Genomic DNA, 24578 nt, shown 5'->3' on the forward strand with positions numbered 1-24578 from the left:
ATACGCTGAGAGCATGCCCGATCCCGATCCCGAGCCGTCCGACGACACTCCGCGCTACCGCGACAAGCCCGTCTCTTTCGTCCGCCGGAGCGGCCGGATGAGCGACGGCCAGGAACGAGCGTGGGACGAGCTGTCCGCCACGTACGTGCTCGAGGTGGAGCGGGATGCCGCCGCCACCAGCGTCCTCGCCGGGTCGGAGATCGACCCGGCGACCGTGTTCGGCCGGACGGCGCCGCTCGTCGTCGAGATCGGGTCGGGCCAGGGGCACGCGATCGTGCACGCGGCCTCGCACAGCCCCGAGCGCGACTTCATGGCCGTCGAGGTCTTCCGTGCGGGCCTGGCCCGGACGATGCTCGATGCCGAGCGCGAGGGCGCGCGAAACCTCCGACTGGTCGAGGCGAATGCGCCGGAGGTGCTCGAGCACCTCCTCCCCGAGGGCTCCGTCGACGAACTCTGGATCTTCTTCCCCGACCCGTGGCACAAGTCCCGGCACACCAAACGGCGGCTGGTCGCTCCCGAATTCCCGCCGTTGGCCGCGCGAGCACTCCGAGACGGCGGGCTCCTGCGGCTCGCGACCGACTGGGAGGACTACGCCAGGCAGATGCGAACCGTGCTGGGCGAGGCGGACGACTTCGCGCCGGCCTTCGACGGCGACTGGGATGAGCGGTTCGAGGGCCGCGTCATGACGGCGTTCGAGCGCAAGGGGCTCGAGAAGGGGCGGGCGATCCGCGACCTGACCTACCGACGCGCGGTCCGGACCGCCTGATGGCGACCTCTCCGCCCGCCTCCCGGCCGGTCGTCGCGGTCGGCATCCTGCCGGCGCTCGCCGTCTGTCTCGCCGCACCCGCCTTCTTCGTTCTCGAGACGCCGTGGCTCGGCTGGCTTCTGCTCGCGGCCGGGCTCGCCGCTGCTGCCGCGATCGAGCGGCGCCGGATCACTGCCGCCGAGCCGTCGCTCACGCGCGACCTCTCGCTCATCGCGATCGGCCTGCTCATCGTGAGCGTCATCCCCCTGAAGGCCGAGCTCGACAACCTCGCGATGCTGAGGTTCACCCTCGCCCTCGGCGGCGCCGTCGTGGTCCCGTACCTCATCTCCCGGTTCGTGTACCGCGACCACGCGATCCGCTTCCCCTGGCGCGGCGGGGGGCGCTGGACCGCGTGGCAGTGGGGATGGCTCGCGGCCGTCCTCGTGCTCGGCTGGCTGATCCTGCCGTTCTACTTCATCACCTCCGGGGTGTACCAGAACTGGCCCGTCGTCGACACGCCCGATCTCATCGCCCGTCTCTTCGTGGGGGTGGGCGCGGTCGGCATCTGGGACGAGCTGTTCTTCATCTGCACCTGCTTCGCCTTGCTCCGCCGTCACTTCGCCGACGGGTCGGCCAACGTCCTGCAGGCCGTCGTCTTCGTCTCCTTCCTCTGGGAGCTGGGCTACCGGGAATGGGGCCCCGCCCTCACGATCCCGTTCGCGCTGCTGCAGGCCGTCATCTTCCTGCGCACGAAGTCCCTCGCCTACGTCGTGACCGTGCATCTGCTGTTCGATGCCGTCGTGTTCGGGGTTCTCGTCCACGCGCACAATCCGGGCCTCCTGGACGGGCTCTTCCTCGTCTCCTCGCCCTGAGCCGTCCCGCAGCGGTCCGAGCGGTGTCAAGGGGCTCTGTCGTCGCCCGCCGCGGGAGTAGCGTCCGGACTCCACGCACGACGAGCGAAGGGACACCGCCGATGAGCGACACGAACGACCCTCAGCACAACACCCAGGGAGAGCCCGACGACCAGACCGAGGCCGACACGGCCTCCGGCGGCGCCGCCGACGAGCCCGACCTGACGACCGACGAGAACGGCGCACCCAAGGACAACCCTTCGGGCGGCTGATACTCCGGTTCCGCCGGCGCCCCGGCATCCCTCCTCGGATGCCGGGGCGCCGGCGTGTGTGCGCGGTCTGCCGCTCGCCTGTCAAGGGGGGGCGGGGGTGAGCCGCCGGGTGTGAGGGTGAGGGCAACGACGAAGGAGGGCCCACATGGCCACGACGAAGGATTCCCGCGAGACGCTCATCGATCTGCTGCCGAAGTTCCGCTTCGCGATGGTGACCACGGCCGACGGCGAGGGCAAGCTCACCGCTCGCCCGTTGACCGTCCAGGAGCACGAGTTCGACGGAGACCTCTGGTTCATCGTCGGTCGCGATTCGTCCGTCGTCGCCGACGTCCAGTCGCGTCCGGCTGTCGGTGTCGCCCTCAGCAGCAACGACGCCTGGGTCTCCCTTGCGGGGCGGGGCGAGATCGTCGAAGACCTCGGCCGCCTGCGTGAATTCTGGTCGCCGGCCGTCGAAGCCTGGTTCCCGGACGGTCCCGAAGACCCCCGCGTCACGCTCCTCAAGATCGACGCCGTGTCGGGGGAGTACTGGAGCAGCCCGGGAGGCGCGATCGCGTCGATCGTCAGCCTGGTGAAGTCGAAGCTCACCGGCGAGACCTACGACGGCCGCAACGACAGCGTGGCTCTCTGAGCGCTCCCGTCCAGGGTGCTAGAAGGCCGCGTCGAGGAGGGCCGGTCCGAAGGCGACCAGGGCGGCGGCGGGGACCACGAGAAGGCCGAGCGCGCCGATCACGATGGCGGCGACGGTTCCCGCCACGGCGGCGGCCGCCGAGCCGAGAGGGAGCCGGGGAGAAGGTGTCGAGGTCATGCTTCGACGTTATGAATTCCGGCGCCCCGTCGGCATCCGTCGCGGGTGTGATCCGGGTCATCCTCAGGGATGATCCGGGCGCGCCGCTTCCGGTCGGAGTATCCTCGAAAGTGGGCCCCGACCGGGCCCCCGGACGACGGATCAGTACCCGGAACGCGACAAGACTGGCCAGGAGAGCCGTCATGTTGTCATGGATCGTCCTCATCGTCTCCGGTGTGCTCGAGGCCGTCTGGGCCACCGCGCTCGGCCGGTCGGAGGGGTTCACCAAGCTCGGGCCCACGATCGTCTTCGGCGTCGCGCTCGTCGCGAGCATGGGAGGGCTGGCGTTCGCCCTGCGGGAGATCCCGACAGGCACCGGATACGCCGTCTGGGTCGGCATCGGAGCGGCACTGACCGTCACCTACGCGATGGTGAGCGGCGACGAGTCGGTTTCGCTCGTACGCATTCTGCTGCTTCTCGGGCTCGTGGCCTGCATCGTCGGGCTGAAGCTCGTCTCGGAGTGACGACCCGCCGGCGCCGCCGCACGCCGTGCGCGGTGTGTCAACCCTGATCTCCGCGGGGGCGTCTGTGCGTAGCGTGTGCCGTCAAGGACGCCATCCAGAGTGAGCGCCGCGAATCTCAATGCGTCCGCGAGCGGAGAGGACACGATCATGTCGACGAGCGATCAGCACGACACCGACGAGAACGCCTACGAGGGCCCGGACGTCGAAGTTCCCACGCACGACCCCGACGGCGAGGAGAAGCCCGGTGGACTCGGCCAGGACGGCACGATCCCCAGCGACCCCGACGGGATCGCAGCAGGTCACACCGGCACGGCGTCGACCTTCGAGCCCGAAGAGGACGAACAGAGCTCCTGAGCGGGTGGGTGCGGCAGAGGGGGAGTCGGTGGCCGGCTCCCCCTCGGCTGTCGCCGGAGGGGGTCTAGGGCGGCTCGAACCTGAGCATCGCCTTCAGTGCAGTTGACGTAACCGGTGCATCCTATGCACTAATGAACTATGACATTCATCGTCCACGGCGCCACCGGCGCTCAAGGTTCCCCCGTCCTCTCCTCCCTCCGCGCCGCCGGCCACGACGCGACCGCCGCCGTGCGGCACATCTCGAAGGCCTCGGGCGATGCGGTCGCGATCGACAACGAATCTGTGGAGTCCCTGGTGGCCGCCTATGCGGGCGCCGGAGGGGTCTTCGTCCACCTTCCGCTCGGAAGCCCCGATCAGCAGAAGCAGTTCGCCCTCGTCATCGGCGAAGCCGTCTCGCAGGCACGCCCCGCACGCGTGGTCTTCTCCACGAGCGGATATCCGACCGCTACGCCCGACGGCGCGCCCACGACGCACGGCCTCCTCGCCGAGGCCCTGGCGTCGTCGGGGGTCTCATCCGCGGTCATCGCACCGAAGCTCTTCCTGGAGAACCTCCTGCTCCCGGTGACCCTCGGTCCGGCCCGCGAGGAGGGGGTGCTCCGTTACCCGATCCGGCACGACTACCCGGTCTCGTGGATCTCGCACCTCGACATGGCCGACATCGCCGTGCGGCTGCTGACCGACCACTCGGTCACCGGCACGGTCGAGGCGGGTGCGCTGCCGCCGCTGCTCGGCAGCGATCTCGCTGACGGCTTCGCCCGCGCCTTCGGCATCCCGGTCACCTTCGAGGCTCAGCAGCCCGAGAGCTACGGGGAGCAGATCATCCCGCTCTTCGGAGAGGCCGGCGCGCGCCCGGTCGTCGATTCGTACCACGCCCGCTGGACGTTCCCCGGCGAGGTGATCGAGGAGGACCGGTCGGCTCAGACGCTGCTCGGTCTCTCTCCCCGCAGCGTCGAGCAGTGGCTGCGGGACACCGGCGTCTGACCGGCTCCCTCCCGAGACAAGACTCGGCCCTCACCCGCGTGACGGGTGAGGGCCGAGTTCGTTGTGCCCCCGAGCCGATTCGAACGGCCGACCTTTGGTACCGGAAACCAAGAGTATCTGTCTGTTCAGACTTGCTTACTGTCCGTAGTTGCGTGTAGAGTCCTGTACAAGCCGGTGCAAACACGCCGGGTTGGATGCACCAAATGGATGCACCAGATTCAGGCAAGGAAAGGAAGCAGCGGTGGCCGAGGTCGAACGCGAAAGAAGAGGTCAAGCGGACAACGAAGTCCGCTCCACAGGAGCACGTCCCTGCCACCTGCCGCAGGCCGCACCGCCCTGCATTGGCTGTCGCTGCGGTGTGGTGACCTTCCAGGAAGCACGAGACGACGGGCGCGAAGTGCGGGACGCAGTGCTCGACGATGCTGTCTCTCGAACGCGCTACCGCGCCTTGCGAGGAGAGGCCGCCTACCCGGACGACCTGGAAACCATCATCGGTGCGGCCTACCGGAAGCACCCGGAACCCGAGATCACCGAGGCGCGGGATGACGTGATCGCAAATGCCGCTGAGGGTCTGCTCGATGCAGAAACGCATGACGACCTGTGCGCGTGCGCGACCTACCCCGAGGACTGCGCGACCTATGGCACCCGACGCCCGTGGAGTCACAGCGACCCAGGCCGGTGGACACGCGCTGTGCTCGAAGCCGCTCTCCGGGTGCCTGTCGGAGAGGGGAAGCAGGGATGAAATCCTTCGACCTGAGCAGGTACCAGCGGATCGTCGGCGTTGAGAGCGTACGCATCAGCGGGAACTTCTACGCCCTCGCCACCGGGCATGGCGAACGGATCTGGATCAGACCCACTGACGTCACCATCTGGGATGAGCACCACCACAGCGGACGAAATCTGTACAGCGGTGACTTTGCCGGGTCTGTGAAGTCTGGTCTCGCGTCGATCTCGAAGCACATGGTCGAGTCCTCGTTGCTTGCCGATGTCGAAGACGTGTGGGACGAGATGTTGGCCGTGCTCGTGCTCGTCGCGGCGACATTCGAGGCCAGTGCCGGTGCGGAGGGGGAGCAGTGACGCGTGCGGACCCTCCCTTCGAGCCGGGGTTCAGGCCGTCCGCGCGGCAGGCCCCGCAACCCCGCCAACAGTGGCATACGACCACGCCCCTGAGCACCGCGATCGCGCAGGTGCTCGCCGATAAGTACCCGACCAGGAGGGGACCCGATGCCCAAGAAGAGCGAACCGATCTTCCGAGTCCCGGCTGACGAGTCGAAACCGTTCAAGTACTGGCAGGCGACGGTCGAACTCCCGAACCCCACCGGGCGGCAGCAGGACCGTCGCCGGAAGTACATCCGGTCGAAGCACAAACCGACCGTGCGCGCGAAACTCCACGAGGCGCGTGAGGAACTCCGGAAACGGGGCGACCTCCCCACCGACAGCATCACCGTCGAAGTGTGGTTCGAGTACTGGCTCCGCACCTACCAGCTCCCCGAGCTCCGCCCCTCCGCGATGGATTCGCTCCGGTCCGTGGTGCGCCGGCAGATCATCCCCTCCCTCGGCCCGAAGACCCGGCTCGACAAGATCACCCCCGCAATGGTGAAACGGCTCCGCGCCGACATCACCGACAAGGGCCTCTCATCCACATACGCCCGCAACGCTCACCACGCGCTCGCGAAATCCCTCCACGCCGCGACCGGTGAAGGACGCATCCCCTCGAACCCCACCGAGTACGTCACCCCACCCCGCAAAGCCCGCACCAACCTCGACGTGATGACGCTCCCCGAAGCTCTCACCCTGATCCGTGCCATCGAGGAACACCCCGACCGGGACCGGTGGGGCACATCCCTCCTCACCGCCGCACGCCGCGGGGAAGTCATCGGCCTCGAATGGGATCGCGTCACCGATGTGCTCGACATGTCGTGGCAGTTGCAACGCCTCACGAAATCCCACGGGTGCGGAACCGGACCCGTCGCGGGGCGCGTGTGGCCCTGCGGGAAGATCTTCGGCGCAGCCTGCCCGGACAGTCACCTCGAGGTGCCCGCGGACTACGAGTACCGTCACGTCACCGGCGGCCTGTACCTCACCCGCCCGAAGTCGTCCGCAGGGTGGCGGATCATCCCGCTCGTGTCACCCCTCCGCGAAACCCTCCAACGACGCCGCACCACCGAACCCCCCAACGAGTACGGCCTCGTCTTCGCACGCCCAGACGGGCAACCCCGCGACCCCCACCAGGACACTAAAGACTGGCGCACCCTCATGCACCAGGTGTTCGGCGAGGACCGGTCCATCCGACTCCACGACATCCGCCACACCACCATCGACCTGCTCTACGCCGCCGGCGTCCCCGAAGACCTCATCCAAGAGATCGTCGGCCACTCCACCCGGGCGATGACCCGCGCGTACAAATCCCGGTCCGACGTCCGCCGACTCCGCGACGCGATGGAACAACTCTCCGAACTGCTCACGCAGCCGACAGAACGTACGCCCGAAATAAGCGCGTAGTCACACCCAGCTCACGGACCAGGGCACCCTCGTCCGGCGCCCACCGGTACGCCGCCTCAAGCTCCCGCGGGCAGATCAGGTTCCGTGCTGCGTACTCATCCGCTTGCCGTTCATGCTTCGGCCGGTCGTCGGGGTGGGCGAGGTCCGCATGCCCAATCTCGTGCGCGAGGATCAACCGTTGCGCGCCCGCCCGGAGCCGGGAGTGGATGAGGATCGTCCGGTGGTCGGGGAGCCACAACCCGTGCGCTGTCCGCAACGGTCTCGTGACGACCTCCACCCCAAGCTGCTCCGCGTGATCCCACGGATCGTAGAGCAGCCCCTTACGTGTCGAGTGGTTCGTCTTCCTCAAGTTCCGCGTCACGTCCCGCTGCCCCCCGCAGTTCGTCGAGTTCGTCATGTGTCATCTCCGCGGGCTTCTTCGCCCGGTGAGCGTCGAGGCTAACGGGAGCGTCCGACATCTCCCGGTCCACGGCCCGGCTGATGCGTTCCATGACCTCCTCCGGCGTCAACCGTGTCGCGCTCACCAGGGCGAGCAGCTGCGGGACCTTCACGGCCTGCTTCCCAGAGAGAAGCTTCTGCACAACCGTGGGCGATACGCCCGTCCGGTCGGACCAGTCCTGCTGCGACATGCCGGACTCTTTCATCACGCCGCGGAGAACGTCCGAGGTGGCCTTGTTGATGAGCTCGTCGGGGATCTTCACACCCTCACTCTATGCGTGAACGCTGTCCGAAGCGACACGCCGCACGGCTCTACAGACTTGTGCATGTCTGAACAGACAGATAGTCTTTCCGTATGGACATCACCCCGGGAAGCAGAAGAGTCGCCGACAACGTTCGCGCCGCCATTCACTCCCACCCCGCATCGCTGGCAAGCATCGCCCAAGCCGCCGACATGCGCGAGGTCGACCTGCAGTCACGTCTCAACGGAGACACCGACTTCACGGTCAACGACCTCGTGCGTGTCGGCGGTTTTCTGCGTTGCGCGCCGGCCGACCTCATGGAAGGCGCAACCGCATGACCACCCCCACACCCCGGATCTCGTTCCGACTGAACCAGCTCGTCGAAGCATCCGGCATGTCCCTGTGGGCGATCAACAAGGCGATCGCTGACGGGGATCTGAAGGCGAAGAAGAGAGGCCGCAGCGTGATCGTTCCGGCCGCCGAAGCGGAGCGGTGGATCGCATCGCTCGAGGACGCCTGACCCATCCCAGACAGCAGAAATGCCGCCCGGCCAGGGACGGCATCTCCGAACAGAAAGGCAAGCACGTGCCTACGACACCCACGATACCAATCACCCCCGGCGCACACGCCCTCGCCAACCACTGGCGCGAAAACCTCAACACCCTCGCCACCACACGAGACATCCCCGCGCTCAGGAGAGAGGAACAGTCCTACGCGCTCCTCACCGTCACCGCCGTGCAGAAGGGTGACCTCCGCTCCGTCCTGATCTTCGCGGACCTCTCCGACCATGCCCGGAAGCTCATCGACCACGCCGAACAGAAGGCCGCAGCATGAACACATTCACCGCCAGCAACGGCGTAGATGTCGCCCAGACCGACTTTGTATATTTCACGACCCTCGAGGTGAAGACGGTCGACAACACCGTGACGCTTGCCGGGGTCCACGTAGCCGCCCTCCGCGAGTTCTACCGGGCTGGGGAGGACGCTCGCCTCGGACGGTGGAGGTGGCCCGAGGAGCCCAACTGGGTCTGCTATCCCGCTGGAAATGGCGTCGTTGTCTTCAACGAAGACGCGCCCTCATTTGGTAGCTGCACACTCTCCCGGGGTAGTGACACGTGGCCGTATTGGCGTCCTGCTGCGAGCGCCTACTTCGATGCTCACCCGGAGCCGAAGCCTGCGTGGCACGACGCCAAGCCTGGCGAAGTGTGGGCGATCCGTCGCCACGGCGATGACGAGGAGATCGCGTGTCTGGTCGAGACCTTCCAGGAGACATTCGTCTTCCAGGTCGCGGACGCCGAGTCGATCACCACGACGCGAGGCGTCATCGAATCGGGTCGCAGGATCTGGCCGGAGGATGCGTCGTGAGCGTGGATGTCACGGTCGATGAGACCCCGAACCCGCCCTACCCGCCCATCCCCGCCGCAACCGCAGCACGCCCAACCGGGCTCAGCCTGGCGGTGGGGCGTGGATGAGCGAACGGTACCTCGTCCTGTCCCGCTCGGGCGGCCTCGGGATGCGGATCAACTCCCCAACGGAAGCGGAACGGTACCGGACCCTCGGGTACGACGTCCGCGATACCCGCTCCTCCTCGCCACCGCCATCCTCCTCATCCCCTTCGCATGGGGAGTCGGGTACTTCAGCGGGATCACCGCCGCCGGCATCTGCCTGACGGTGGGGTACCTGATCCTCCACATCTACAACGCAGGAGAACACGCATGACCGGCACGTGGGATGCGATGGTCGCCGACGAAACCCGCACCTGCCCCCACTGCAACGGGCGCGGCTGGATCCAACTCAGCTACGACCCCGACACCGACATCGACTGCCCCACCTGCAAGGAGTACACCCCATGACCGATGCACGAACTGGCGCTATCCGCCGGAACACGGAAGCACTCAACCGCCTCGCGGCAGCTCAGGAAGCTGTTGCGGCGGAGATGCGCACTGCGAACATGCTCGTCGCCGCGCAGTTCTCTGCGAACGGCTGGGTGACATCGAAGCGGTACTCGCAGGCGCTGCACAGCGAAGCGATCGCTCGGATCGGGGTGCGCCCGTGATCACCCCCGACATGCCCGACACCGAGTACCACCAGCGGGCTGAACTGTCCTCCACCGGGGCGAGACGACTCCTCGACAGCCCCGCCCGGTTCCACTACTGGAACACCCACCCCCAACCCTCCAAGCCAGCGTTCGACCTCGGATCCGCGGCACACGCGAAGATCCTCGGCGTCGGCGCGAGCATTGTCCTCTACCCGGACGAGCACCTCACCCCGTCCGGTGCGGTGTCGACGAAGCAGGCGACCCGCGACTGGGAGCAAGAGCAGCGCACGCGCGGTCTCATCCCGATCGGTCGGGCGGATGCCGCGAAGGTCGACGCGATGTCCGAAGCGGTCCTCGCCGACACGCAAGCCCGCGACATCCTCGAAACGATCGCCGGCCGTGAGGTCACGATCATCCAGGACGTGGACGGTGTCCCTTCCCGGGCACGGTTCGACCTGTACGGGAACGGCCACGCCGGCGACCTGAAGACCACCCGCGACGCGTCCCCGAAGGGCTTCAACCGGTCCGTCGGCTCCTACGGATACCACATCCAGCAGCAGTGGTACGAGGACGTCCACCGCGCCGAAACCGGCACCCCCCTTGAACGGTTCACGTTCATCGTCGTCGAATCCGCCGCACCCCACCTCGTCGGCGTGTACCGGCTCGACTTCATCTGGGAAGACCTCGCTCAGAAACGCACCCAGCAAGCCCGCCAGTTATACCGCGCGTGCGTCGAGGCGGGGGAGTGGCCCGGGTACTCACCCGTCACCCTCACCCCACCCACATGGGCCATTTATGAGAACGAGGAAGAGGAGATCCAGGTCTGATGGCTGCCTACACCCGCAGAACCCGCACCCAGGTCTTCCAAGAGATCGCCCTCGAGTGGCCGACGAACGTCGCCGAGCTCGAGAAGGCCATCCGGGCGGCGCGCAACACGCTCGTCCCCGGAACAGAAGCAGCCGACACCTTCACCGTCACCCACGACGACGAAGAACTCATCATCCGATGGGTCAGCCACACCCGCCTCGACAAGCCGGAGGACTCATGAGCATGGACATCCGCGCCACCGTCGAACCGAAGAGCGACCAGCTCAACTTCGACGACGTCGCCGCCACCGGCATGGTCATCACCATCGACCGGGTCAAGCAAGGCCCCCCCGATCAGCCCGTCGAACTCCACAACACCGAGCACCCCGGACGCCCCTACAAGCCCGGGAAATCCATGCGCCGGGTCCTCATCGCCGCGTGGGGTACCGACGCATCCAAGTACGTCGGCCGGCGCATCGAAATCTACGGGGACCCGACGATCAAGTTCGGCGCAGACGCTGTCGGCGGCATCCGCATCCGTGCGCTATCGCACATCACCGAACCCCTCACCGTGCCCCTCACCCTCACCCGGGGGAAGCGTGCACCGTTCACCGTGAAGCCCCTCACCGAACCCGCCACGCACCTCGTGAAGATCCTCCGCGCCGCCGACACGGTCGACGCGCTGAAGGCCGCATGGGACATGGTCACGCAGCAGGGACACAGCGGGAACCGGGAACTCGTCGCGCTCAAGGACAAGCGGAAGACCGAGCTCGCATCGGAGGCCGCACCCGAAGCCGAGTAACCGTCCCCCGAAGCGGGGTTGAGCCGTCTTGTCCACGGCTCAACCCCTCACCCACCGATTCGCACCCGTTCAAGGAGCACACCGTGAGCACCAACATCCTCCCGCACAACGTCCCGATCCTCTTCCCCAACGACACACCCAGAGCCAGAGCCACCGACCCCACCTCATCCCACGAAGCCGCCGACGCGACAACCAGCATCGTGCAGGCATCACAGCGTGCCGTCGCCGCCATCTTCGAACAGCAGGCCAAACCCCTCACCGAGAAGGAGGTCGAGCAGCTCGGCATCTTCCGGTACGGGCTCCCGTACTCCGAGTCCCGCCTCCGCTCCGCATGCTCCGAACTCGAAACCCTCGGCATCCTCCGCCGGGACGGGTTCATCCGCCGCCCCGGCGACGCCCGCCGCCGCCAGCTCTGGACCCTCGCATGAGCCCCCGCGAGATCCGTGCCTGCGCCCGCTGCGGCATCCCCCGCACCGTCCGCAACGGCCGCACCACCCGCATCTGCAAAGACTGCAGCGCCGTCCTCAACAAGACCGAACGCAAGGCGTGGGCAGCATGACCGCGATCAGCTTCCACGTGGAAGGGACCCCTGCGCCGACCCGAGGCCCTCGAGCGCCCCTCACCGAATGGCAAAGCAAGAACACTCCCGAAGTCCTGCCCCGGCACATCCGCCGGAGCATCGCGGAAGGCCAGGGCGGGTGCTGGTTGTGGACGCGATCGCGGAGTCGGGATGGCTACGGCTGGACCTCCCTGGACGACAAGACCTACCAGGCACACCGACTCGTGTTCCGACTGCTCCGAGGCGAACCCGACGCGGGTCAGGTACTTGACCACCTCTGCCGAGTCCGCCACTGCGTGAACCCGGACCACCTCGAGCCGGTGTCGCCGAGGGAGAACCTCGCGCGGTCGCCCCTCACTCCAACCGGCATGGGGGACACCTGCATCAAAGGGCACCCGCTCAGCAAGTGGCACGGGCAGAGACGCTGCGTGACCTGTAAGGCCGCGTACACAGAAGCACACCGGCAAGGAGACGAATGGGAATCGAGGCGGCCATGGGCAGCTCAGTGAACTTCCACGTGGAAGGCGTGCCCGCACCCAAAGGGTCGAAGATTCGGACCCGGTTCGGTATGCGCGAGTCCTCGCAACGAGTGAAGCCATGGGAGGACCTCGTCACCCAAGCCGCCGCGATCGCCGCTGACGCCGAATGCCTCCTCGGACCGCTGACCCCGCCCTACCGAGTGGATGTCTGGTTCTACATCGCCAAGCCCCGCACCACACGTGCGACGCACCCCGTCGCACCCACGGTCGGCGACGGCGACAAGCTGCTGCGCTCCACTTTCGACGCACTCAAGACCGGGGGACTCATCCTCGACGACCGGTTCATCGTCGCCGGCGAATGGTCGAAGGAGTGGGCCGTGGGGGAGAAGCCCGGGGCGATCATCCGCATCACGGAGGTGACCGCATGAACTTCATCCCGCCTACCCGTGCTCGTGTCCTCCCGACGTGCGGCCGCTGCCTGAACTGCCATCCCGGGAAAGCGTGGGGCGGCGACGAATCCTGCCGCGTCCTCAACCGCACCACCCCGACCACCGACTGCCCCTGCCACCGGAAGAAGGAGACATGAGAACGCTCCACAGATGCTCTGTCCAGGACTGCCAGCGGAACGGCTCCTCGATCGTCAACGGCGATCGTCGTGTCTGCCTCATGCACTACAAGCGGTGGAAGCGCAGCGGAGATCTGGGCGGCGCTCAACCGTCGAAGAGTCGAAACCCGCACAAGCGTGCATGCGCCGTCGTTGGCTGCGATGCGATACAGGACGGGAACGCGGCCCACTGCAAGATGCACGACACCCGCGTTCGTCGACACGGAGACCCGACGAAGGTCATCGCACCGGAGGAGCGCGCCGTCCGTAAGGGCGAGCGTTCCCCTCACTGGTCTGGCGACGCCGCAAGCTACTCTGCGGCGCATCAGCGGATACGAGCGCACCGCGGCTCCGCGAGGGCGCATCCCTGCGTCGACCGATGCGGGAGACAAGCGGCTCACTGGTCCTACGACCGCAGCGACCCGGACGAGAAGCGCTCCGAGCTCGGCCCGTACTCCACGGATCTCTCGCGGTACGTGCCGCGTTGTGTTCGCTGCCACAAGGCGTTCGACCTGGCCGCCATCCGGGCCCTGACCGACGAGGTGAGTGTCTGATGCCGCGCGATTCCAGGCTGTACATGACGTTCCCGAACGACATCCACAGGCACCCGAAGATCAGCCGGCTCACCCCGGAGGTGCGGTGGGCGTTCATCGAGATGAACGGTGAAGCGCGCATCGCTGACAACGACGGTGTGTTCCCCGCAGAGGATGCCGAGTTCACGTGGGGCACGGAGATCCTCGCAGCGCTGGTGGGGTCCCACCCGACCCGTCCTCTTGTCACACGCGTCGGTGACACGTACGTGATTCGTGACTACGCGGAGCACCAGGAGACCCGTCAGGCGCGGGAAGAGCGGCGTTCCCGGAACGCGGCGAACGGTGCGAAGGGCGGCCGCCCGAAGAAGAACCCAGGGGTAACCGAGTCGGTTTCTGGTGGGTTCCCGTTCGGAACCGACTCGCAAGCCACCGAAACCCAGAAGAAAGCAGAGTCAGAGTCAGAGTCAGAGGACTACTACTCACCTTCCATGAGTCAGTCCAGTAGTAACCGTGCGCGAGTTTCGACTGACGCGATCCCTGTGTCGGAAATGACGAGACGCCTCGCGGGCCAGAAGGGCATCAGCTCCCTGCGGTCGATCGTCGATGCCGTGGGCCGTGAGGTCGGCGTGACGGTCACCGCGGATCAAGCGTTCCAGCTCTGCACCCTGCTGCTCGAGAAGGCGAAGCAGTGGCCCGACAACCCGCAGGCGTACGTCCTCCACTGCATCCGCACCACGAAAGCCGAAATAGAGCAGCACCTCTACGAGCGGGTCGGGGTGGCGTCATGACCGTGTCGGTGAAGTTCGACGACCGCGTCTGGGCGCGTCTGCTGCTCATGGCGGAGGCGCAGGGGATCACGGTCCCTCTTCTGCTTGAGGCGTCAGCGTCACGCCTGTTGACCGGCTCGACCCGCGCCGCGCAGCTTGAGGGCGATCGCGACTCACGACGCTCGGCGCACAAGGAAGCGCTGACGACCGAGATCCGGAAGCTCCGCCGCCGCGGACTCCCGATCACGGCGATCGCCGAACGCGTCGGGTATTCGACCTCGTACGTATCCAGGCTGCTCATCGCGAGTGGTGAGCGGACCTGGCACAGAACCAGCCCGAAAACCGGGCACAGCGAAAGGAAGACCGCATGACCACTATCGAGACCGTCCGCGTCTACACGAAGCCGGACTGCCGTCAGTGTGACGCCACGAAACGGCGCCTCACCGACAAGGGCATCGAGTTCACCACTGAGGACCTCACCGACGAGGGGAACCTGACCGCGGCGAAGGCTCTCGGGCACACGTCCGCACCGGTCGTGGTCGTCGGCGAGGAGTCGTGGGCCGGGTACCGTCCCGACCTGATCGACGAGCTCACCGAGCGCATCGAGGGGAGCATCTGATGGCTGAGATCAAGGTCTCGAGCGCGTTCGTCGAGGACGTGGTGTCCGACCGTGAGGGGAACGTGTTCGCGTTGCGGACGTCGGAACCCCACCGGCGGAAGAACGAGCAGGGGGAGTGGGAGACCACGGCCCGCACGTTCCGGACGGTGAAGGTGTCCCGCGATTCGGGGGTGAGCCTGTCCGAGTATCGGAAGGGTGACCGGGTCGAGTTCACGGGCAACGAGAAGACGGAACGTCGCGACAAGGACGGGAAGACGTACTACGACCTCGTGGTGTGGGCGTCGAGCGTGGCAGCGGTGAGTGGGCAGTCGGGACGGCAGCAGCAGCCCGAACCGGCGCCCGACCAGTGGGCGACGCCGGAGCCTGCCTGGGGAGGTGGCAGCTATGGAGACGACACCCCGTTCTGACGAGATGCGGATCCTCACCGTCCGTCAACCGTGGGCGTGGGCGATAATCCACGGCGGCAAGGACGTCGAGAACCGCGTCCGCAACATCGCCGGGGACTACCGCGGACCGGTCGCGATCCATGTCGCGAAGGCAGCGGCAAGAATCACCGTGGGCGAGTACGACCAGGTCGTGCGAGTCGGATACGAACCCCTCGGCGAGCCGGAACACTCAGGCAGGATCATCGGCGTCGTCGACCTAGTCGACGTGCACAGCGCCTCCGTCATCGGCGGGTGCGGGCGGATGGACAACAACTGCGAAGATCACCCGCACGGATGCCGCCACCACTGCTCACCGTGGGCGATGGGCCCGGCGCCCGAGGGCTGGTATCAGCATCTCGTCCTGGCGAACCCGCGACCCCTCGCTGAGTCGATCCCGTACCGGGGTGCGCTCGGCCTCCGCCGGCTCGACGCCGACACCATCCACCAGATCGAGGAGCAGTTCCATGGGTGACCGGATGTGTATTCGCGGGTGCGTCCAGAGAGACGTTCACTATGCGACCTGCGCCTGCAGCGGCCCGGGTTGGGAGGACCGTGGGGACCGGTGCCGGGGTTGCGCGCCGCGTGAGTGCCGTGACGGCTCGTACCTGTGCGATCCGTGCTTCGGGAGGATGCGACGTCACCTCGACGACACCCCGGATCTCCTCGGCCGGCTCGCGTCGATCGCTGACCCGGCGAAAGCGGTCCCGACCGATGCGTTCCGGTCGGGCGGTGGTGGTCCGGTGGAGGCGGCTGCTCCGATCGGGGCGGACCTGATCGACGCGGTCACCGCGATCCGTGCGACGTACAGCACGTACCTGTCGTGGGGTTCGGACCTCACCGCCATGTCGAACGATGTGGAAGCGGTGTCGTGGATGTGTTCCATGGTCCTCGACCGTCACCCCATGGTCGATGGGGTGCGGGAGGCGTGGTCTGTTCAAGATGCGGTGGACCGGTGGGGTGTGGAACGCCGCGACCCCACCACCTGGACCGAACCCGGAGAGGACGGGGAAGAACCCATCGCACCCGTCCGCGAGTGGGGTGACGGGCTCGTATCCCGCGAACAAGCCGCGAAGTACGCGGACCGGGAGATCCGCACCATCCGCCGTTGGGAAACCCAGGGCCTCATCCACCGCATCACCACCATCACGGGCGAACGGGGTCGGAAGATCGCCCTGTTCCGCCTATCCCAGGTCCTCACCGTGAAAGCCGAGCAAGCATCGTGACCCCCACACGCCAACTCGAGCAGGCGATCGGCCGGCTCCGGTTGTGGACGTACCCGAAGTACGTCACCGATCAGCGGGAGTGGTTATACGACCGGGACCTGACCACCGTCCTCGAAGCAGCAGAACACCACCTCAAGGAGAAGACACCATGACCAGGCCCAAGGTGAAAGTCATCCACACGCCGCCTCGGCAGCGAGGTCGCGAACCCAAACCGCCGGAATGGTGGCGAACTTTCTGGCGCCCGACAGGGACCGTGGTCGAGTACCTCGGTGTCCGATGGCAGCTCGCCGTGGTGGGTGCCGCTGACCAGTGGTGGCGTCAGTGGGGACGTGTTAATCGGGAGGTTGAGCGATGACCGGACAGGAAGCACGAGACGACGAACGCGAGGCGCTGATTCGCGCGCTGCGAGAGCGTTCGATCTGGCACTCGGGAGCGCCGTACGAGGAAGACGCGGACGCGATCCTCGCAGCGCTCGGGCCGCACCGGAAGCACCCGGAACCCGAGATCACCGAGGAGATGGTCGAGCGGGGGGCGCGGGCGATATTCGCAGAAGAGCAATGCGACCGCACGCAGAAAGCAACTGCTGAGGCGCTCGTATCGAACTGGCAGTCGCGCCTCAGCGAGCGGGACCAGGCCGAGTACCGCGCCCTGACCCGCGCCGCTCTCGAAGCCGCTCTCCGGGTGCCTGTCGGAGAGGGGGGAGCAGGGTCCGGCTGATATCCCCCGAACATGAGCGAAACCCTCATGTCGGAACCCACCCGTAATCTGTCCGATTCGATACCCGCCATGTCAAACAGATGCGGTACGCTGAGCTTGCGGTAGGAATACGCCCAGAGACATCAAGACCCCTCGACCAACGTCGGGGGGTCTTTGTCATCCCCAAACGTCAACGGGCCGGCGCCCGGGTGCATCCCCACACCCCGGGCGCCAGCCGACCACCGCACACACTTGGGGCGGTACATGACCTGCCGTGACCGGTGCAGGGTTCATGCCGCCCCACCAAAGGAGCGACCGTGCACGAGTGCGACTGGTGCGGGAAACCCTGGACAAGTCAGCACAGCGCCAACACCTGCTGCGAGGAGGACCCCGTTGAGCGACGACGATGACGACTTCACCACGGACTTCAACGCCCCCGAAGTGCGCGCCGCGAAAGATGCCGTCGCCCGCGCGATCAACGACTACCTGCACGTCCTCCGCCCCGACGATGCCCCCTACGTCGTCGCATGGGCAGTGGCCGCCGAGTGGACGAACACAGACCTCGAGCTCACGGGTCGCGCCGGTCGCGACATCATCATGCCCAACGAGCAGACAATCAGCGCATCAGCGGGCCTCGGCTCATACCTCACCGGCCGCTTCGTGTAGGAGGAACCCCGTGACCATCGGAACCGCTGAAGGCGCAACCAACGGGAAAGCCGGAGCCACCACCCGCTACCAGCTCTACCGTGACGGGCAACCCGCCGAAGGCTTCACCACCGCCCCCAACCGTGAATGGGCCGAACGCGACAAAGCCTCCCAAGTCGACGCCGACCGCGACCTCAACCGCGGCAAGCACAAGTACACGATCCGCAAGGTCACCCCGTGACCCGCAGCCTCCCCTCAGGCGAGTACACACTCACCACCCAAGCCGGACCCCGCACCATCACCGGCACGGCCGACATCGACGAGTACGGATACTGGTTCCTCAACGACGAGGGCCACACCATCCTGCACGTCGCACACGGGTCACTGCACAGCATCGAACCCGCACCCACCGCCGTCACACCCAAGGCGGAGAACGCACGCGACAAGCTGCGAGCCCGAGCAGGACGGTGACCATCCCATGGTCGCCTCCCGCACCGGACTCACCCCACACCTGAACTTCCGACGGCGAGTGCTCACCAGGGACCGTAGGGCCGGCATCACCCATTGTCCCGAATGCGGAGTCGAACTCGACTACGACATCTCCCGCCAGCCCAACAGCGCCGAACCCGACCACATCATCCCCCACGCATACGGGGGAACCAACGACCCATCGAACGGCCGCACCATCTGCCGACGCTGCAACCAATCCCTCGGCAAGAAACGCACCCCCAGCACCACACGCGAACCCCTCCGACCCTCAACCGGATGGTGACCAGGGCACCCACCCCCCACCCCCGCACCCAGCTCGCTCCCGGTGCATTGCGACTTTCACACACAGAGAGTGGTGGCACGCGATGACGACCTCTGAGCGGTTCCGGGAGCACATGGCGAAGGCCTCCGAGGCGGACCCTGCGGTCGCGGCGCTCGTTGAGGAAGCCGCTCGGATCATGGATCGCCTCGACAAGATCGACGGGATCGTGACGGGCAAGACGGAGTGGATCGAGCTGATGCACTTCCGCGTCAAGAACGACGACGCGCAGACGGTGACGGTCACTCTCGATGGCGTGCTTGCCGAGGCTCGTCAGCAGGCGGCGGCGTTGAAGTCCCTGATGCAACAGCTCGGCCTGGGCAAGGCGGACGTGGCAGCGAAGGAGAAGGTCGTTGACCCGCTCGACCAAATCGCAGCCCGTCGCGCTGCTCGGGGAGGCGCCACCGCGCGTTCTCGTCGAGCCGGCGCGGTCCCGAGCTAACTCGTGGGAGGACGTCGCAGACCTGTCCGCTCGTGCGGGTGTGGTGTTGGACGGATGGCAGGAGACGATCCTCGAGGCGTCTCTCGGCGAGCGTGGGGATGGCCTGTGGGCCGCGAAGCGTGTCGGGGTGAGCGTGCCTCGCCAGAACGGCAAGTCGCAGTTGATGGTCGCCCGCATCCTCGCCGGTGTGTTGCTGTTCGAGGAGCGGAAGATCGTTGTCTCCGCTCACCAGGCAGACACCGCGCGCGAGTCGTTCAACAAGCTGATCGAGATCCTCGAGGCTGACGGTAACGGCTGGCTGATGGACCGGGTTCGCCCGAACGGGATCATGAACGCGATCAACCGTGAGGCCGTGCGGTTCCGGAACGGTGCGACGGTGCAGTTCAAGGCGCGTACGGGCGCCGGCGGGCGAGGGTTCTCCTCGGACTGCCTGATGCTCGACGAAGCGCAGCGCCTGAAGCGGTCGGCGTGGGTTTCGATCAACTCGACGATGTCGGCGATGCCGAACCCGCAGGTATGGTTGCTCGGCACTCCTCCGACGCCGGAGGATGAGGGCGAGGTCTTCGGGTCCGTCCGTGACGCGGCGGTCAAGGGCGCCTCCGACTCGGCTGCGTGGGCGGAATGGTCCGCGGACCCCGCGTCCCCCGAGTACCAGGACGCGTATGACGACCTCGCGGCGAAGAAGTGGTCCCCGGCTGTGGAGTATGTCTGCTGGTCCGCCAACCCGGCGTGGAACCAGCGCATCAACCAGGAAGTCGTGCAGGGCGAGCTCGAGACGTACTCGGCTGACGAGTTCGGGCTCGACCGTCTCGGTATCTGGGCGTCGGACAACGGCGCGCGCCACGACATAAGCCAGAAGGCGTGGGAAGACACCGCGGTCGACGTGAAGCCCGACGGGGGAGCCCCCGGCTACGCGGTCGCGTTCTCGGCCGACGGCATGCGCGTCTCGCTTGCCGGTGGAGTGCCCGTGGGAGACGGCGCGCACGTGGAGCTGCTTGATCGGAGCGACGACGGAGAGCGCGGGCTTGGGCCCCTCGCCGACTGGTTCGCGGAGAAAGACGCAACCGGGCGGGCGCGGTGGCGCAAGGCCTCCCAGATTGTCCTCTCGGGGCAGGCTGGCGCACTGACGCTGAAGCAGCTTCTCCTCGATCGGAAGGTCTCGGAGCGCCGGATCACTGTCGTGAACACGGGGCAGTACCTGCAGGCCTGCGGGATGCTCGACGACGCCGCGAAGGCGGGAACCGTCACGCACCTCCGCGACGGTCAGGCAGCTCTCGATGAGTCGGTGAGTGTCGCGGTGAAGGACAAGCGGGGCGGCTGGACCGTCTCCACGCCTACGGGCGATGAAGTGCCGGTCGAAGCGATCAGCCTGGCTTACTGGGCCGCCCGAACTACAAAAGCACCCCGCGAGGGCGAACGAAAGGCGGTGATCCTGTGATCGGAGGCGTTGATCTCGCTCTGGACCACTCGGACGCCAGCCTCTTCCAGGCGCTGTACCGCGTGTGGATGAAGCGTCGTGCCCGCAACCTCGAGCGGTCCGTGTACTTCGACGGCGAGGCGGCGCTGAAGGACTTCGGGATCTCGCTCCCGCCGCAGATGCGTGGCATCACTGCTGCGCTCGGGTGGCCCGCGAAGGGCATCCGTGCTGTCACCGATCGGTCGCAGTTCGAGGGCTTCGTGTCGTCGGAGTCGCTGATGGGTGTCGACCAGATCGCGGACGAGAACGACTTCGATGTCGAGTTCCCGGCCGCGAAGGTCTCCTCCGCGGTGCACGGATGCTCGTTCCTCACCGTGTCGCTGGGTGATGTCCAGGCGGGTGAACCCGAGGTGCAGATCATCGCGCGCGCAGCGGACACGTCCGCCGCGATCTGGGACCGCCGCCGGCGCGCGCTGGCCGGGTTCCTGTCGATCGTGGACCAGTCGTTCTACGGCCAGCCCACGCGCATGGTCATGTACACCCCGGACAAGGTCATCACCCTGTCGCGTGTTGAGCGCGTGTGGGGCGCGACGTGGCGGGCCGATGTGATTCCGAATCCCATCGGCCGCGTGACGGTCGCCCCGCTGGTGTACGGGTACGAGCTCGTCCGGCCGCTCGGGTCGTCGCGGATGACGCGCGCCGCGATGGGGTTCACCGACTCGGCGCTGCGCACCATCGTCCGCGCCGAGGTGTCGTCGGAGTTCTACTCGGCGCCCGAGTACTGGCTGTTCGGCGCAGATGTCGCATCGTTCGTCGGAAACGACCGCTGGACGGCCGTCATGGGCCGCGTGAAGGCGATGGACACCGATTCGAACGACTCCGACGAAAAGCCTACGTTGCAGCGGTTCACGGGCGCGTCACCTCAGCCGCACACAGACCAGCTGCGGATGTGGGCGAATCTGTTCGCCGACGACCAGGACTTGGATGTGAAGTTCGCGGACTCATCGAACCCGTCAAGCGCGGACGCGATCTTCGCGGCGAAGGAGACGCTGATCACCACGACGCGTGAAGCGAACCGGATTTGGAGCCGCGGCGCCCGTAAAGCGGGGACATTCGGGGTGATGCTCCGCGACGGGCTCTCTGAGCCGCCCGAGGATATGCGTGCACTCACCGCGAGCCACACGGACCCGGCGATTGTGTCGCCCTCGGCCCGCGCCGATGCGTTCTCGAAGCTGTCCGCAGACATCGAGGGCTTCGGGGCGTCGGAAGTCGGCATGGAGTACGCCGGGCTGTCCCGCGACCAGATCGTCCGGTTCCAGTCCGAGCGCGAACGCGGGCGGGCGGGCGACCGGCTCACGGCGCTCGTGGAAGCGGCACGAGGATTGCGGGCGGTGAACGATGGCGACAGCGGCTCAGGTGGCACAGTTCCGGCAGGCGAACCAGTCTCTGGTGCTTCTGGCGCAGCGTGACCTGTCTGAGTTCTGGGCAGCGCTGAACGTGGCTGGCGACCCGTTCCGGGTGAAGTCGGCGTTGCTCGACTTCTTCCCGGAGCTGCTCACCACGTACGGCGACGTCGCGGCGCTCCTTGGCGCGGATTGGTACGACATGCTCCGCGACGCGCCGCCCTCGGCGGCCTCGTTCCGCGCGGTGATGGCGCGCCCGGTGGATACCGAGCAGGCTCAGTCCTCCGCCCGCTGGGCACTGGGCCCGCTGTTCGCGGACGAACCAGACCCAGCGGCGACGCTCAGCCGTCTGATGGGCGCGTCCCAGCGGCTCGTTCTTCAGCCCGGGCGGGACACGTTCTTCCGGTCCGGTGCGCAGGACCCGGTGTCGCGGGCGTTCGCGCGTGTGCCGTCGGGGCCGACAACCTGCAAGTGGTGCGTGATGCTCGCGTCCCGCGGGTTCGTCTACTACTCGGAGGAGTCGGCCGGGCAGGGCAACGAGTGGCACGACAACTGTGACTGTGTGCCGGTCTCGGGCCGCAACCAGGATGACCTGCCCGAGGACTACGACCTCGACTACTTCATCCAGCTCTACCAGGACGGATCCGGCCTAGGCCGGGATGAGCCTGCCGACTGATCTTCCGGCCCGCACGAGTCGGACCATGCCCGCCTTCCGGTGGGCGCTCAACAGCCCCGCACGGGGCACTGACAATCCATCGGAGGGCCGCATGGCTGACGACAACACCCCGCACGGGGAACCCGGCGCAGACGCGCCGCAGGAGACCGCACCGCAGGAGACCGACTGGAAGGCTGAGGCCCGAAAGTGGGAGACCCGCGCGAAGGAGAACCTGACCGCCGCGAAGGCGAACGAGGCAGCTGCACAGCGCCTCGCTGAGTTCGAGGAGTCGCAGAAGACCGAAGCCCAGAAGCTGCAGGATCGTCTCGCCGCCGCAGAACAGCGCGCCGCCGAGGTCGAACTCCGGGCACTGCGCGCAGAGGTCGCCGCGGACAAGGGCATCCCCGCCGCGCTGCTCTCGGGCAGCACGAAGGAGGAGCTCGAAGCCTCCGCTACCGCGCTCATCGAGTTCAAGGGCATCACGCCCACCGATGACGTCCCCGCACCGCGGACGTACATCGTTCCCGAGGAGGGCGGCCTGCCCAACCTCGGGGCAACCACCACACCCACGCCTGGGATCGGCACACTCCGTGCCGCCTACGCGAAGACCGAAAGGCAGTAGCCATGGCAGTTACCCTCGCCCAGGCCGCTCTGCTCTCGCAGAACGACCTCCAGCGCGGTGTCATCGAGACGTTCGTTCAGGAGTCGCCGGTCCTCGACCGCATCCCCCTGATGAACATCGAGGGCAACGCATACGCGTACAACAAGGAAGCGACCCTCCCCGGTGTCGCGTTCCGCTCCGTCAACGAGGCCTACACCGAGTCGACCGGTACCGTCGTTCAGGCGACCGAGTCCCTCGTGATCCTCGGTGGCGACGCCGACGTCGATCGGTTCATCGTGCAGACGCGCGGTGACCTCAACGACCAGCGAGCGATCCAGACCCGCCTCAAGGTGAAGGCCGCGTCCTACAAGTTCCAGGACACGTTCTTCAACGGCGACGTCTCGGTCGACACGAAGTCGTTCGATGGCCTGAAGAAGCGCCTCACGGGCTCCCAGGTCATCGACGCAGCGACCAACGGCCTCGGCCCGGTCACCGCCGGCCATGACTTCCTCGACGCGCTTGACGCTCTGGTCGCTTCCGTTCCCGGCATCAACGGCCAGAACGGTGCGATCTACGCGAACTCGGCCGTCATCGGGAAGATCACGTCGACGCTGCGGCGTCTCGGCGGCGCGGACTTCATCACCGAGGACCTCACCCGCAAGCGCGTGCTCACGTACAACGGCATCCCGGTGCTCGACCCGGGCGCCAACCTCGCGGGCGCCAACATCCTGCCGCAGAACGAGGCGCAGGGCTCCTCGAGCGCTGCGTCCTCGGTCTACGCCGTCCGCTTCGGCGAGGACGAGACCGAGCAGGGTGTCACGGGCCTCACCAACGGTGGCGTCCAGGTCGATGACCTGGGCCAGCTGCAGGAGAAGCCCGCATACCGCACCCGCATCGAGTTCTACTGCGGTCTCGCCACCTTCGGTGGCAAGGCGGCGGCCCGTCTCCGCGGCGTCCTCGCCGCCTGATCCGGAAGGAACAGAACATGGCACGCATGAAGGCAGAAGAGGTCGAGGGCACCACGACCCTCGACTCCGACGTCACGAAGCCGTCCGTCACCGCACCTGGCGACGGCCCGGCTGACACCACCGACCCGACGGAGATCGCCGTCTCGGTCCCGGCGAATCCGGGGCCCAAGGCGATCGCCGAAGGCACCGTCAACGCGGTCATCCCGGCGCCCAAGCCGGAACCCGTCGACGAGTCGGACGCGGACCACCGCATCGAGGAGTACGAGGCCACCAAGCCCGACGGCTCCAAGGTGACGATCGTCCACAACATCGACACCGGCGCTACGTCGGCCAAGTAACACCCCAGGCGGAGGGGCGGCAGCAATGTCGCCCCTCCCACCCTGACCGATCTACACG

General features: G+C 67.0%; 45 protein-coding genes and 1 riboswitch. Of the genes, 42 read left to right on the forward strand and 3 right to left on the reverse strand.

Annotation, left to right across the window (positions count from 1 at the left end):
* Nucleotides 1–13: 13 nt before the first annotated feature.
* The 4 genes from trmB (at nt 14) to ACJJV7_RS06660 (ending at nt 2496) form a co-directional block, all read left to right on the forward strand.
* A complete protein-coding gene (trmB, locus tag ACJJV7_RS06645; RefSeq protein WP_405373328.1) occupies nt 14–766 on the forward strand; it encodes a tRNA (guanosine(46)-N7)-methyltransferase TrmB in 753 nt (250 codons plus the stop codon).
* Nucleotides 766–1617, forward strand: coding sequence for a CPBP family intramembrane glutamic endopeptidase (locus ACJJV7_RS06650; protein WP_405373330.1), 852 nt, complete (start codon nt 766–768; stop codon nt 1615–1617). The genes trmB and ACJJV7_RS06650 overlap by 1 nt, the downstream gene beginning before the upstream one ends.
* 101 nt (nt 1618–1718) lie before the next feature.
* The gene (locus ACJJV7_RS06655; protein WP_405373332.1) at nt 1719–1868 is read left to right on the forward strand and encodes a hypothetical protein; all 150 of its coding nucleotides are present in this window, start codon (nt 1719–1721) and stop codon (nt 1866–1868) included.
* A 145-nt stretch (nt 1869–2013) separates the two neighbouring features.
* Nucleotides 2014–2496 (forward strand): pyridoxamine 5'-phosphate oxidase family protein, encoded by a 483-nt coding sequence (locus ACJJV7_RS06660; protein ID WP_405373334.1) that lies wholly within the window; start codon nt 2014–2016, stop codon nt 2494–2496.
* Between the two features lie 18 nt (nt 2497–2514).
* On the opposite strand, the gene ACJJV7_RS06665 is transcribed toward ACJJV7_RS06660, so the two are convergent.
* Nucleotides 2515–2673, reverse strand: coding sequence for a hypothetical protein (locus tag ACJJV7_RS06665; RefSeq protein WP_405373336.1), 159 nt, complete (start codon nt 2671–2673; stop codon nt 2515–2517).
* 108 nt (nt 2674–2781) lie between these two features.
* Nucleotides 2782–2846: riboswitch (guanidine-III (ykkC-III) riboswitch) on the forward strand.
* Nucleotides 2847–2858: 12 nt separating this feature from the next.
* On the opposite strand from ACJJV7_RS06665, the gene ACJJV7_RS06670 reads away from it, so the two are divergent.
* The 6 genes from ACJJV7_RS06670 to ACJJV7_RS06695 all read left to right on the forward strand — a co-directional run bounded on the left by ACJJV7_RS06670 (nt 2859) and on the right by ACJJV7_RS06695 (nt 7013).
* Nucleotides 2859–3176: a DMT family transporter gene (locus tag ACJJV7_RS06670; RefSeq protein WP_405373533.1), complete on the forward strand. Its 318-nt coding sequence runs from the start codon at nt 2859–2861 to the stop codon at nt 3174–3176.
* Between the two features lie 147 nt (nt 3177–3323).
* Complete coding sequence (locus ACJJV7_RS06675; RefSeq protein ID WP_405373338.1) at nt 3324–3530, forward strand: hypothetical protein; 207 nt, start codon at nt 3324–3326, stop codon at nt 3528–3530.
* 138 nt (nt 3531–3668) lie between these two features.
* Nucleotides 3669–4511 carry an SDR family oxidoreductase gene (locus ACJJV7_RS06680; RefSeq protein ID WP_405373340.1) on the forward strand — a complete coding sequence of 281 codons (843 nt, stop codon included), beginning with the start codon at nt 3669–3671 and terminating at the stop codon, nt 4509–4511.
* Between the two features lie 241 nt (nt 4512–4752).
* Entirely contained in the window at nt 4753–5253 is a 501-nt protein-coding gene (locus tag ACJJV7_RS06685; RefSeq protein WP_405373342.1) for a hypothetical protein, read from the forward strand.
* Complete coding sequence (locus ACJJV7_RS06690; protein WP_405373344.1) at nt 5250–5588, forward strand: hypothetical protein; 339 nt, start codon at nt 5250–5252, stop codon at nt 5586–5588. The genes ACJJV7_RS06685 and ACJJV7_RS06690 overlap by 4 nt, the downstream gene beginning before the upstream one ends.
* A gap of 147 nt (nt 5589–5735) precedes the next feature.
* A complete protein-coding gene (locus ACJJV7_RS06695; protein ID WP_405373346.1) occupies nt 5736–7013 on the forward strand; it encodes a tyrosine-type recombinase/integrase in 1278 nt (425 codons plus the stop codon).
* Here the strand turns inward: ACJJV7_RS06695 and ACJJV7_RS06700 are convergent.
* Nucleotides 6973–7410 carry an ImmA/IrrE family metallo-endopeptidase gene (locus ACJJV7_RS06700; RefSeq protein WP_405373348.1) on the reverse strand — a complete coding sequence of 146 codons (438 nt, stop codon included), beginning with the start codon at nt 7408–7410 and terminating at the stop codon, nt 6973–6975. The genes ACJJV7_RS06695 and ACJJV7_RS06700 overlap by 41 nt on opposite strands.
* Nucleotides 7334–7714: a helix-turn-helix domain-containing protein gene (locus tag ACJJV7_RS06705; RefSeq protein WP_405373350.1), complete on the reverse strand. Its 381-nt coding sequence runs from the start codon at nt 7712–7714 to the stop codon at nt 7334–7336. The genes ACJJV7_RS06700 and ACJJV7_RS06705 overlap by 77 nt, the downstream gene beginning before the upstream one ends.
* 92 nt (nt 7715–7806) lie before the next feature.
* Between ACJJV7_RS06705 and ACJJV7_RS06710 the strand changes: the two genes are divergently transcribed.
* The 32 genes from ACJJV7_RS06710 (at nt 7807) to ACJJV7_RS06865 (ending at nt 24520) form a co-directional block, all read left to right on the forward strand.
* On the forward strand, nt 7807–8031 hold the full coding sequence (locus ACJJV7_RS06710; RefSeq protein WP_405373352.1) for a hypothetical protein: 225 nt from the start codon (nt 7807–7809) through the stop codon (nt 8029–8031).
* Nucleotides 8028–8213: a hypothetical protein gene (locus ACJJV7_RS06715; protein WP_405373354.1), complete on the forward strand. Its 186-nt coding sequence runs from the start codon at nt 8028–8030 to the stop codon at nt 8211–8213. Before ACJJV7_RS06710 ends, ACJJV7_RS06715 begins: the two co-directional genes overlap by 4 nt.
* 65 nt (nt 8214–8278) lie before the next feature.
* Complete coding sequence (locus tag ACJJV7_RS06720; RefSeq protein ID WP_405373356.1) at nt 8279–8527, forward strand: hypothetical protein; 249 nt, start codon at nt 8279–8281, stop codon at nt 8525–8527.
* On the forward strand, nt 8524–9057 hold the full coding sequence (locus ACJJV7_RS06725) for a hypothetical protein (RefSeq protein ID WP_405373358.1): 534 nt from the start codon (nt 8524–8526) through the stop codon (nt 9055–9057). Before ACJJV7_RS06720 ends, ACJJV7_RS06725 begins: the two co-directional genes overlap by 4 nt.
* 350 nt (nt 9058–9407) lie before the next feature.
* Nucleotides 9408–9545, forward strand: coding sequence for a hypothetical protein (locus ACJJV7_RS06730; RefSeq protein ID WP_405373360.1), 138 nt, complete (start codon nt 9408–9410; stop codon nt 9543–9545).
* The gene (locus ACJJV7_RS06735) at nt 9542–9748 is read left to right on the forward strand and encodes a hypothetical protein (protein ID WP_405373362.1); all 207 of its coding nucleotides are present in this window, start codon (nt 9542–9544) and stop codon (nt 9746–9748) included. The genes ACJJV7_RS06730 and ACJJV7_RS06735 overlap by 4 nt, the downstream gene beginning before the upstream one ends.
* The gene (locus ACJJV7_RS06740; RefSeq protein ID WP_405373364.1) at nt 9745–10557 is read left to right on the forward strand and encodes a PD-(D/E)XK nuclease-like domain-containing protein; all 813 of its coding nucleotides are present in this window, start codon (nt 9745–9747) and stop codon (nt 10555–10557) included. The genes ACJJV7_RS06735 and ACJJV7_RS06740 overlap by 4 nt, the downstream gene beginning before the upstream one ends.
* The gene (locus ACJJV7_RS06745) at nt 10557–10778 is read left to right on the forward strand and encodes a hypothetical protein (RefSeq protein ID WP_405373366.1); all 222 of its coding nucleotides are present in this window, start codon (nt 10557–10559) and stop codon (nt 10776–10778) included. The genes ACJJV7_RS06740 and ACJJV7_RS06745 overlap by 1 nt, the downstream gene beginning before the upstream one ends.
* Nucleotides 10775–11338 carry a hypothetical protein gene (locus ACJJV7_RS06750; protein ID WP_405373368.1) on the forward strand — a complete coding sequence of 188 codons (564 nt, stop codon included), beginning with the start codon at nt 10775–10777 and terminating at the stop codon, nt 11336–11338. The genes ACJJV7_RS06745 and ACJJV7_RS06750 overlap by 4 nt, the downstream gene beginning before the upstream one ends.
* Before the next feature lie 83 nt (nt 11339–11421).
* The gene (locus ACJJV7_RS06755; protein WP_405373370.1) at nt 11422–11766 is read left to right on the forward strand and encodes a hypothetical protein; all 345 of its coding nucleotides are present in this window, start codon (nt 11422–11424) and stop codon (nt 11764–11766) included.
* Complete coding sequence (locus ACJJV7_RS06760) at nt 11763–11897, forward strand: hypothetical protein (RefSeq protein WP_405373372.1); 135 nt, start codon at nt 11763–11765, stop codon at nt 11895–11897. Before ACJJV7_RS06755 ends, ACJJV7_RS06760 begins: the two co-directional genes overlap by 4 nt.
* Nucleotides 11894–12406 carry an HNH endonuclease signature motif containing protein gene (locus ACJJV7_RS06765; protein WP_405373373.1) on the forward strand — a complete coding sequence of 171 codons (513 nt, stop codon included), beginning with the start codon at nt 11894–11896 and terminating at the stop codon, nt 12404–12406. The genes ACJJV7_RS06760 and ACJJV7_RS06765 overlap by 4 nt, the downstream gene beginning before the upstream one ends.
* A 59-nt stretch (nt 12407–12465) precedes the next feature.
* A complete protein-coding gene (locus tag ACJJV7_RS06770) occupies nt 12466–12804 on the forward strand; it encodes a RusA family crossover junction endodeoxyribonuclease (protein ID WP_405467834.1) in 339 nt (112 codons plus the stop codon).
* Nucleotides 12805–14061: 1257 nt separating this feature from the next.
* On the forward strand, nt 14062–14301 hold the full coding sequence (locus tag ACJJV7_RS06775; protein WP_405373378.1) for a hypothetical protein: 240 nt from the start codon (nt 14062–14064) through the stop codon (nt 14299–14301).
* Complete coding sequence (locus ACJJV7_RS06780) at nt 14298–14651, forward strand: hypothetical protein (protein ID WP_405373380.1); 354 nt, start codon at nt 14298–14300, stop codon at nt 14649–14651. Before ACJJV7_RS06775 ends, ACJJV7_RS06780 begins: the two co-directional genes overlap by 4 nt.
* Nucleotides 14648–14899 carry a glutaredoxin domain-containing protein gene (locus tag ACJJV7_RS06785; protein ID WP_405373382.1) on the forward strand — a complete coding sequence of 84 codons (252 nt, stop codon included), beginning with the start codon at nt 14648–14650 and terminating at the stop codon, nt 14897–14899. The genes ACJJV7_RS06780 and ACJJV7_RS06785 overlap by 4 nt, the downstream gene beginning before the upstream one ends.
* A complete protein-coding gene (locus tag ACJJV7_RS06790) occupies nt 14899–15306 on the forward strand; it encodes a single-stranded DNA-binding protein (protein WP_405373384.1) in 408 nt (135 codons plus the stop codon). Before ACJJV7_RS06785 ends, ACJJV7_RS06790 begins: the two co-directional genes overlap by 1 nt.
* Nucleotides 15284–15796 (forward strand): hypothetical protein, encoded by a 513-nt coding sequence (locus ACJJV7_RS06795; RefSeq protein WP_405373386.1) that lies wholly within the window; start codon nt 15284–15286, stop codon nt 15794–15796. Before ACJJV7_RS06790 ends, ACJJV7_RS06795 begins: the two co-directional genes overlap by 23 nt.
* Nucleotides 15789–16547, forward strand: coding sequence for a hypothetical protein (locus ACJJV7_RS06800; RefSeq protein WP_405467836.1), 759 nt, complete (start codon nt 15789–15791; stop codon nt 16545–16547). The genes ACJJV7_RS06795 and ACJJV7_RS06800 overlap by 8 nt, the downstream gene beginning before the upstream one ends.
* Nucleotides 16544–16699, forward strand: a complete 156-nt coding sequence (locus ACJJV7_RS06805; protein WP_405373390.1) for a hypothetical protein — start codon at nt 16544–16546, stop codon at nt 16697–16699. Before ACJJV7_RS06800 ends, ACJJV7_RS06805 begins: the two co-directional genes overlap by 4 nt.
* Before the next feature lie 199 nt (nt 16700–16898).
* On the forward strand, nt 16899–17264 hold the full coding sequence (locus tag ACJJV7_RS06810) for a hypothetical protein (protein ID WP_405373392.1): 366 nt from the start codon (nt 16899–16901) through the stop codon (nt 17262–17264).
* A gap of 372 nt (nt 17265–17636) precedes the next feature.
* A complete protein-coding gene (locus ACJJV7_RS06815; protein ID WP_405373394.1) occupies nt 17637–17909 on the forward strand; it encodes a hypothetical protein in 273 nt (90 codons plus the stop codon).
* Nucleotides 17910–17919: 10 nt separating this feature from the next.
* Nucleotides 17920–18129 (forward strand): hypothetical protein, encoded by a 210-nt coding sequence (locus ACJJV7_RS06820; RefSeq protein ID WP_405373396.1) that lies wholly within the window; start codon nt 17920–17922, stop codon nt 18127–18129.
* Entirely contained in the window at nt 18126–18359 is a 234-nt protein-coding gene (locus ACJJV7_RS06825) for a hypothetical protein (RefSeq protein WP_405373398.1), read from the forward strand. Before ACJJV7_RS06820 ends, ACJJV7_RS06825 begins: the two co-directional genes overlap by 4 nt.
* A gap of 7 nt (nt 18360–18366) precedes the next feature.
* Nucleotides 18367–18660 carry an HNH endonuclease gene (locus tag ACJJV7_RS06830; protein ID WP_405373400.1) on the forward strand — a complete coding sequence of 98 codons (294 nt, stop codon included), beginning with the start codon at nt 18367–18369 and terminating at the stop codon, nt 18658–18660.
* Nucleotides 18661–18772: 112 nt separating this feature from the next.
* Nucleotides 18773–19138: a hypothetical protein gene (locus ACJJV7_RS06835; RefSeq protein WP_405373401.1), complete on the forward strand. Its 366-nt coding sequence runs from the start codon at nt 18773–18775 to the stop codon at nt 19136–19138.
* A gap of 127 nt (nt 19139–19265) precedes the next feature.
* Nucleotides 19266–20576: a hypothetical protein gene (locus ACJJV7_RS06840; RefSeq protein WP_405373403.1), complete on the forward strand. Its 1311-nt coding sequence runs from the start codon at nt 19266–19268 to the stop codon at nt 20574–20576.
* On the forward strand, nt 20573–22024 hold the full coding sequence (locus ACJJV7_RS06845; protein WP_405373405.1) for a hypothetical protein: 1452 nt from the start codon (nt 20573–20575) through the stop codon (nt 22022–22024). The genes ACJJV7_RS06840 and ACJJV7_RS06845 overlap by 4 nt, the downstream gene beginning before the upstream one ends.
* Nucleotides 22005–22634 (forward strand): hypothetical protein, encoded by a 630-nt coding sequence (locus ACJJV7_RS06850; protein ID WP_405373407.1) that lies wholly within the window; start codon nt 22005–22007, stop codon nt 22632–22634. Before ACJJV7_RS06845 ends, ACJJV7_RS06850 begins: the two co-directional genes overlap by 20 nt.
* A 91-nt stretch (nt 22635–22725) precedes the next feature.
* A complete protein-coding gene (locus ACJJV7_RS06855) occupies nt 22726–23235 on the forward strand; it encodes a hypothetical protein (protein WP_405373409.1) in 510 nt (169 codons plus the stop codon).
* Between the two features lie 2 nt (nt 23236–23237).
* On the forward strand, nt 23238–24182 hold the full coding sequence (locus ACJJV7_RS06860) for a major capsid protein (protein ID WP_405373411.1): 945 nt from the start codon (nt 23238–23240) through the stop codon (nt 24180–24182).
* Nucleotides 24183–24199: 17 nt separating this feature from the next.
* Nucleotides 24200–24520, forward strand: coding sequence for a hypothetical protein (locus ACJJV7_RS06865; protein WP_405373413.1), 321 nt, complete (start codon nt 24200–24202; stop codon nt 24518–24520).
* The last annotated feature ends 58 nt before the right edge of the window (nt 24521–24578 follow it).

This window comes from Microbacterium sp. Ld4, from assembly GCF_045066555.1.
In the GTDB taxonomy this organism is placed as follows: domain Bacteria; phylum Actinomycetota; class Actinomycetes; order Actinomycetales; family Microbacteriaceae; genus Microbacterium.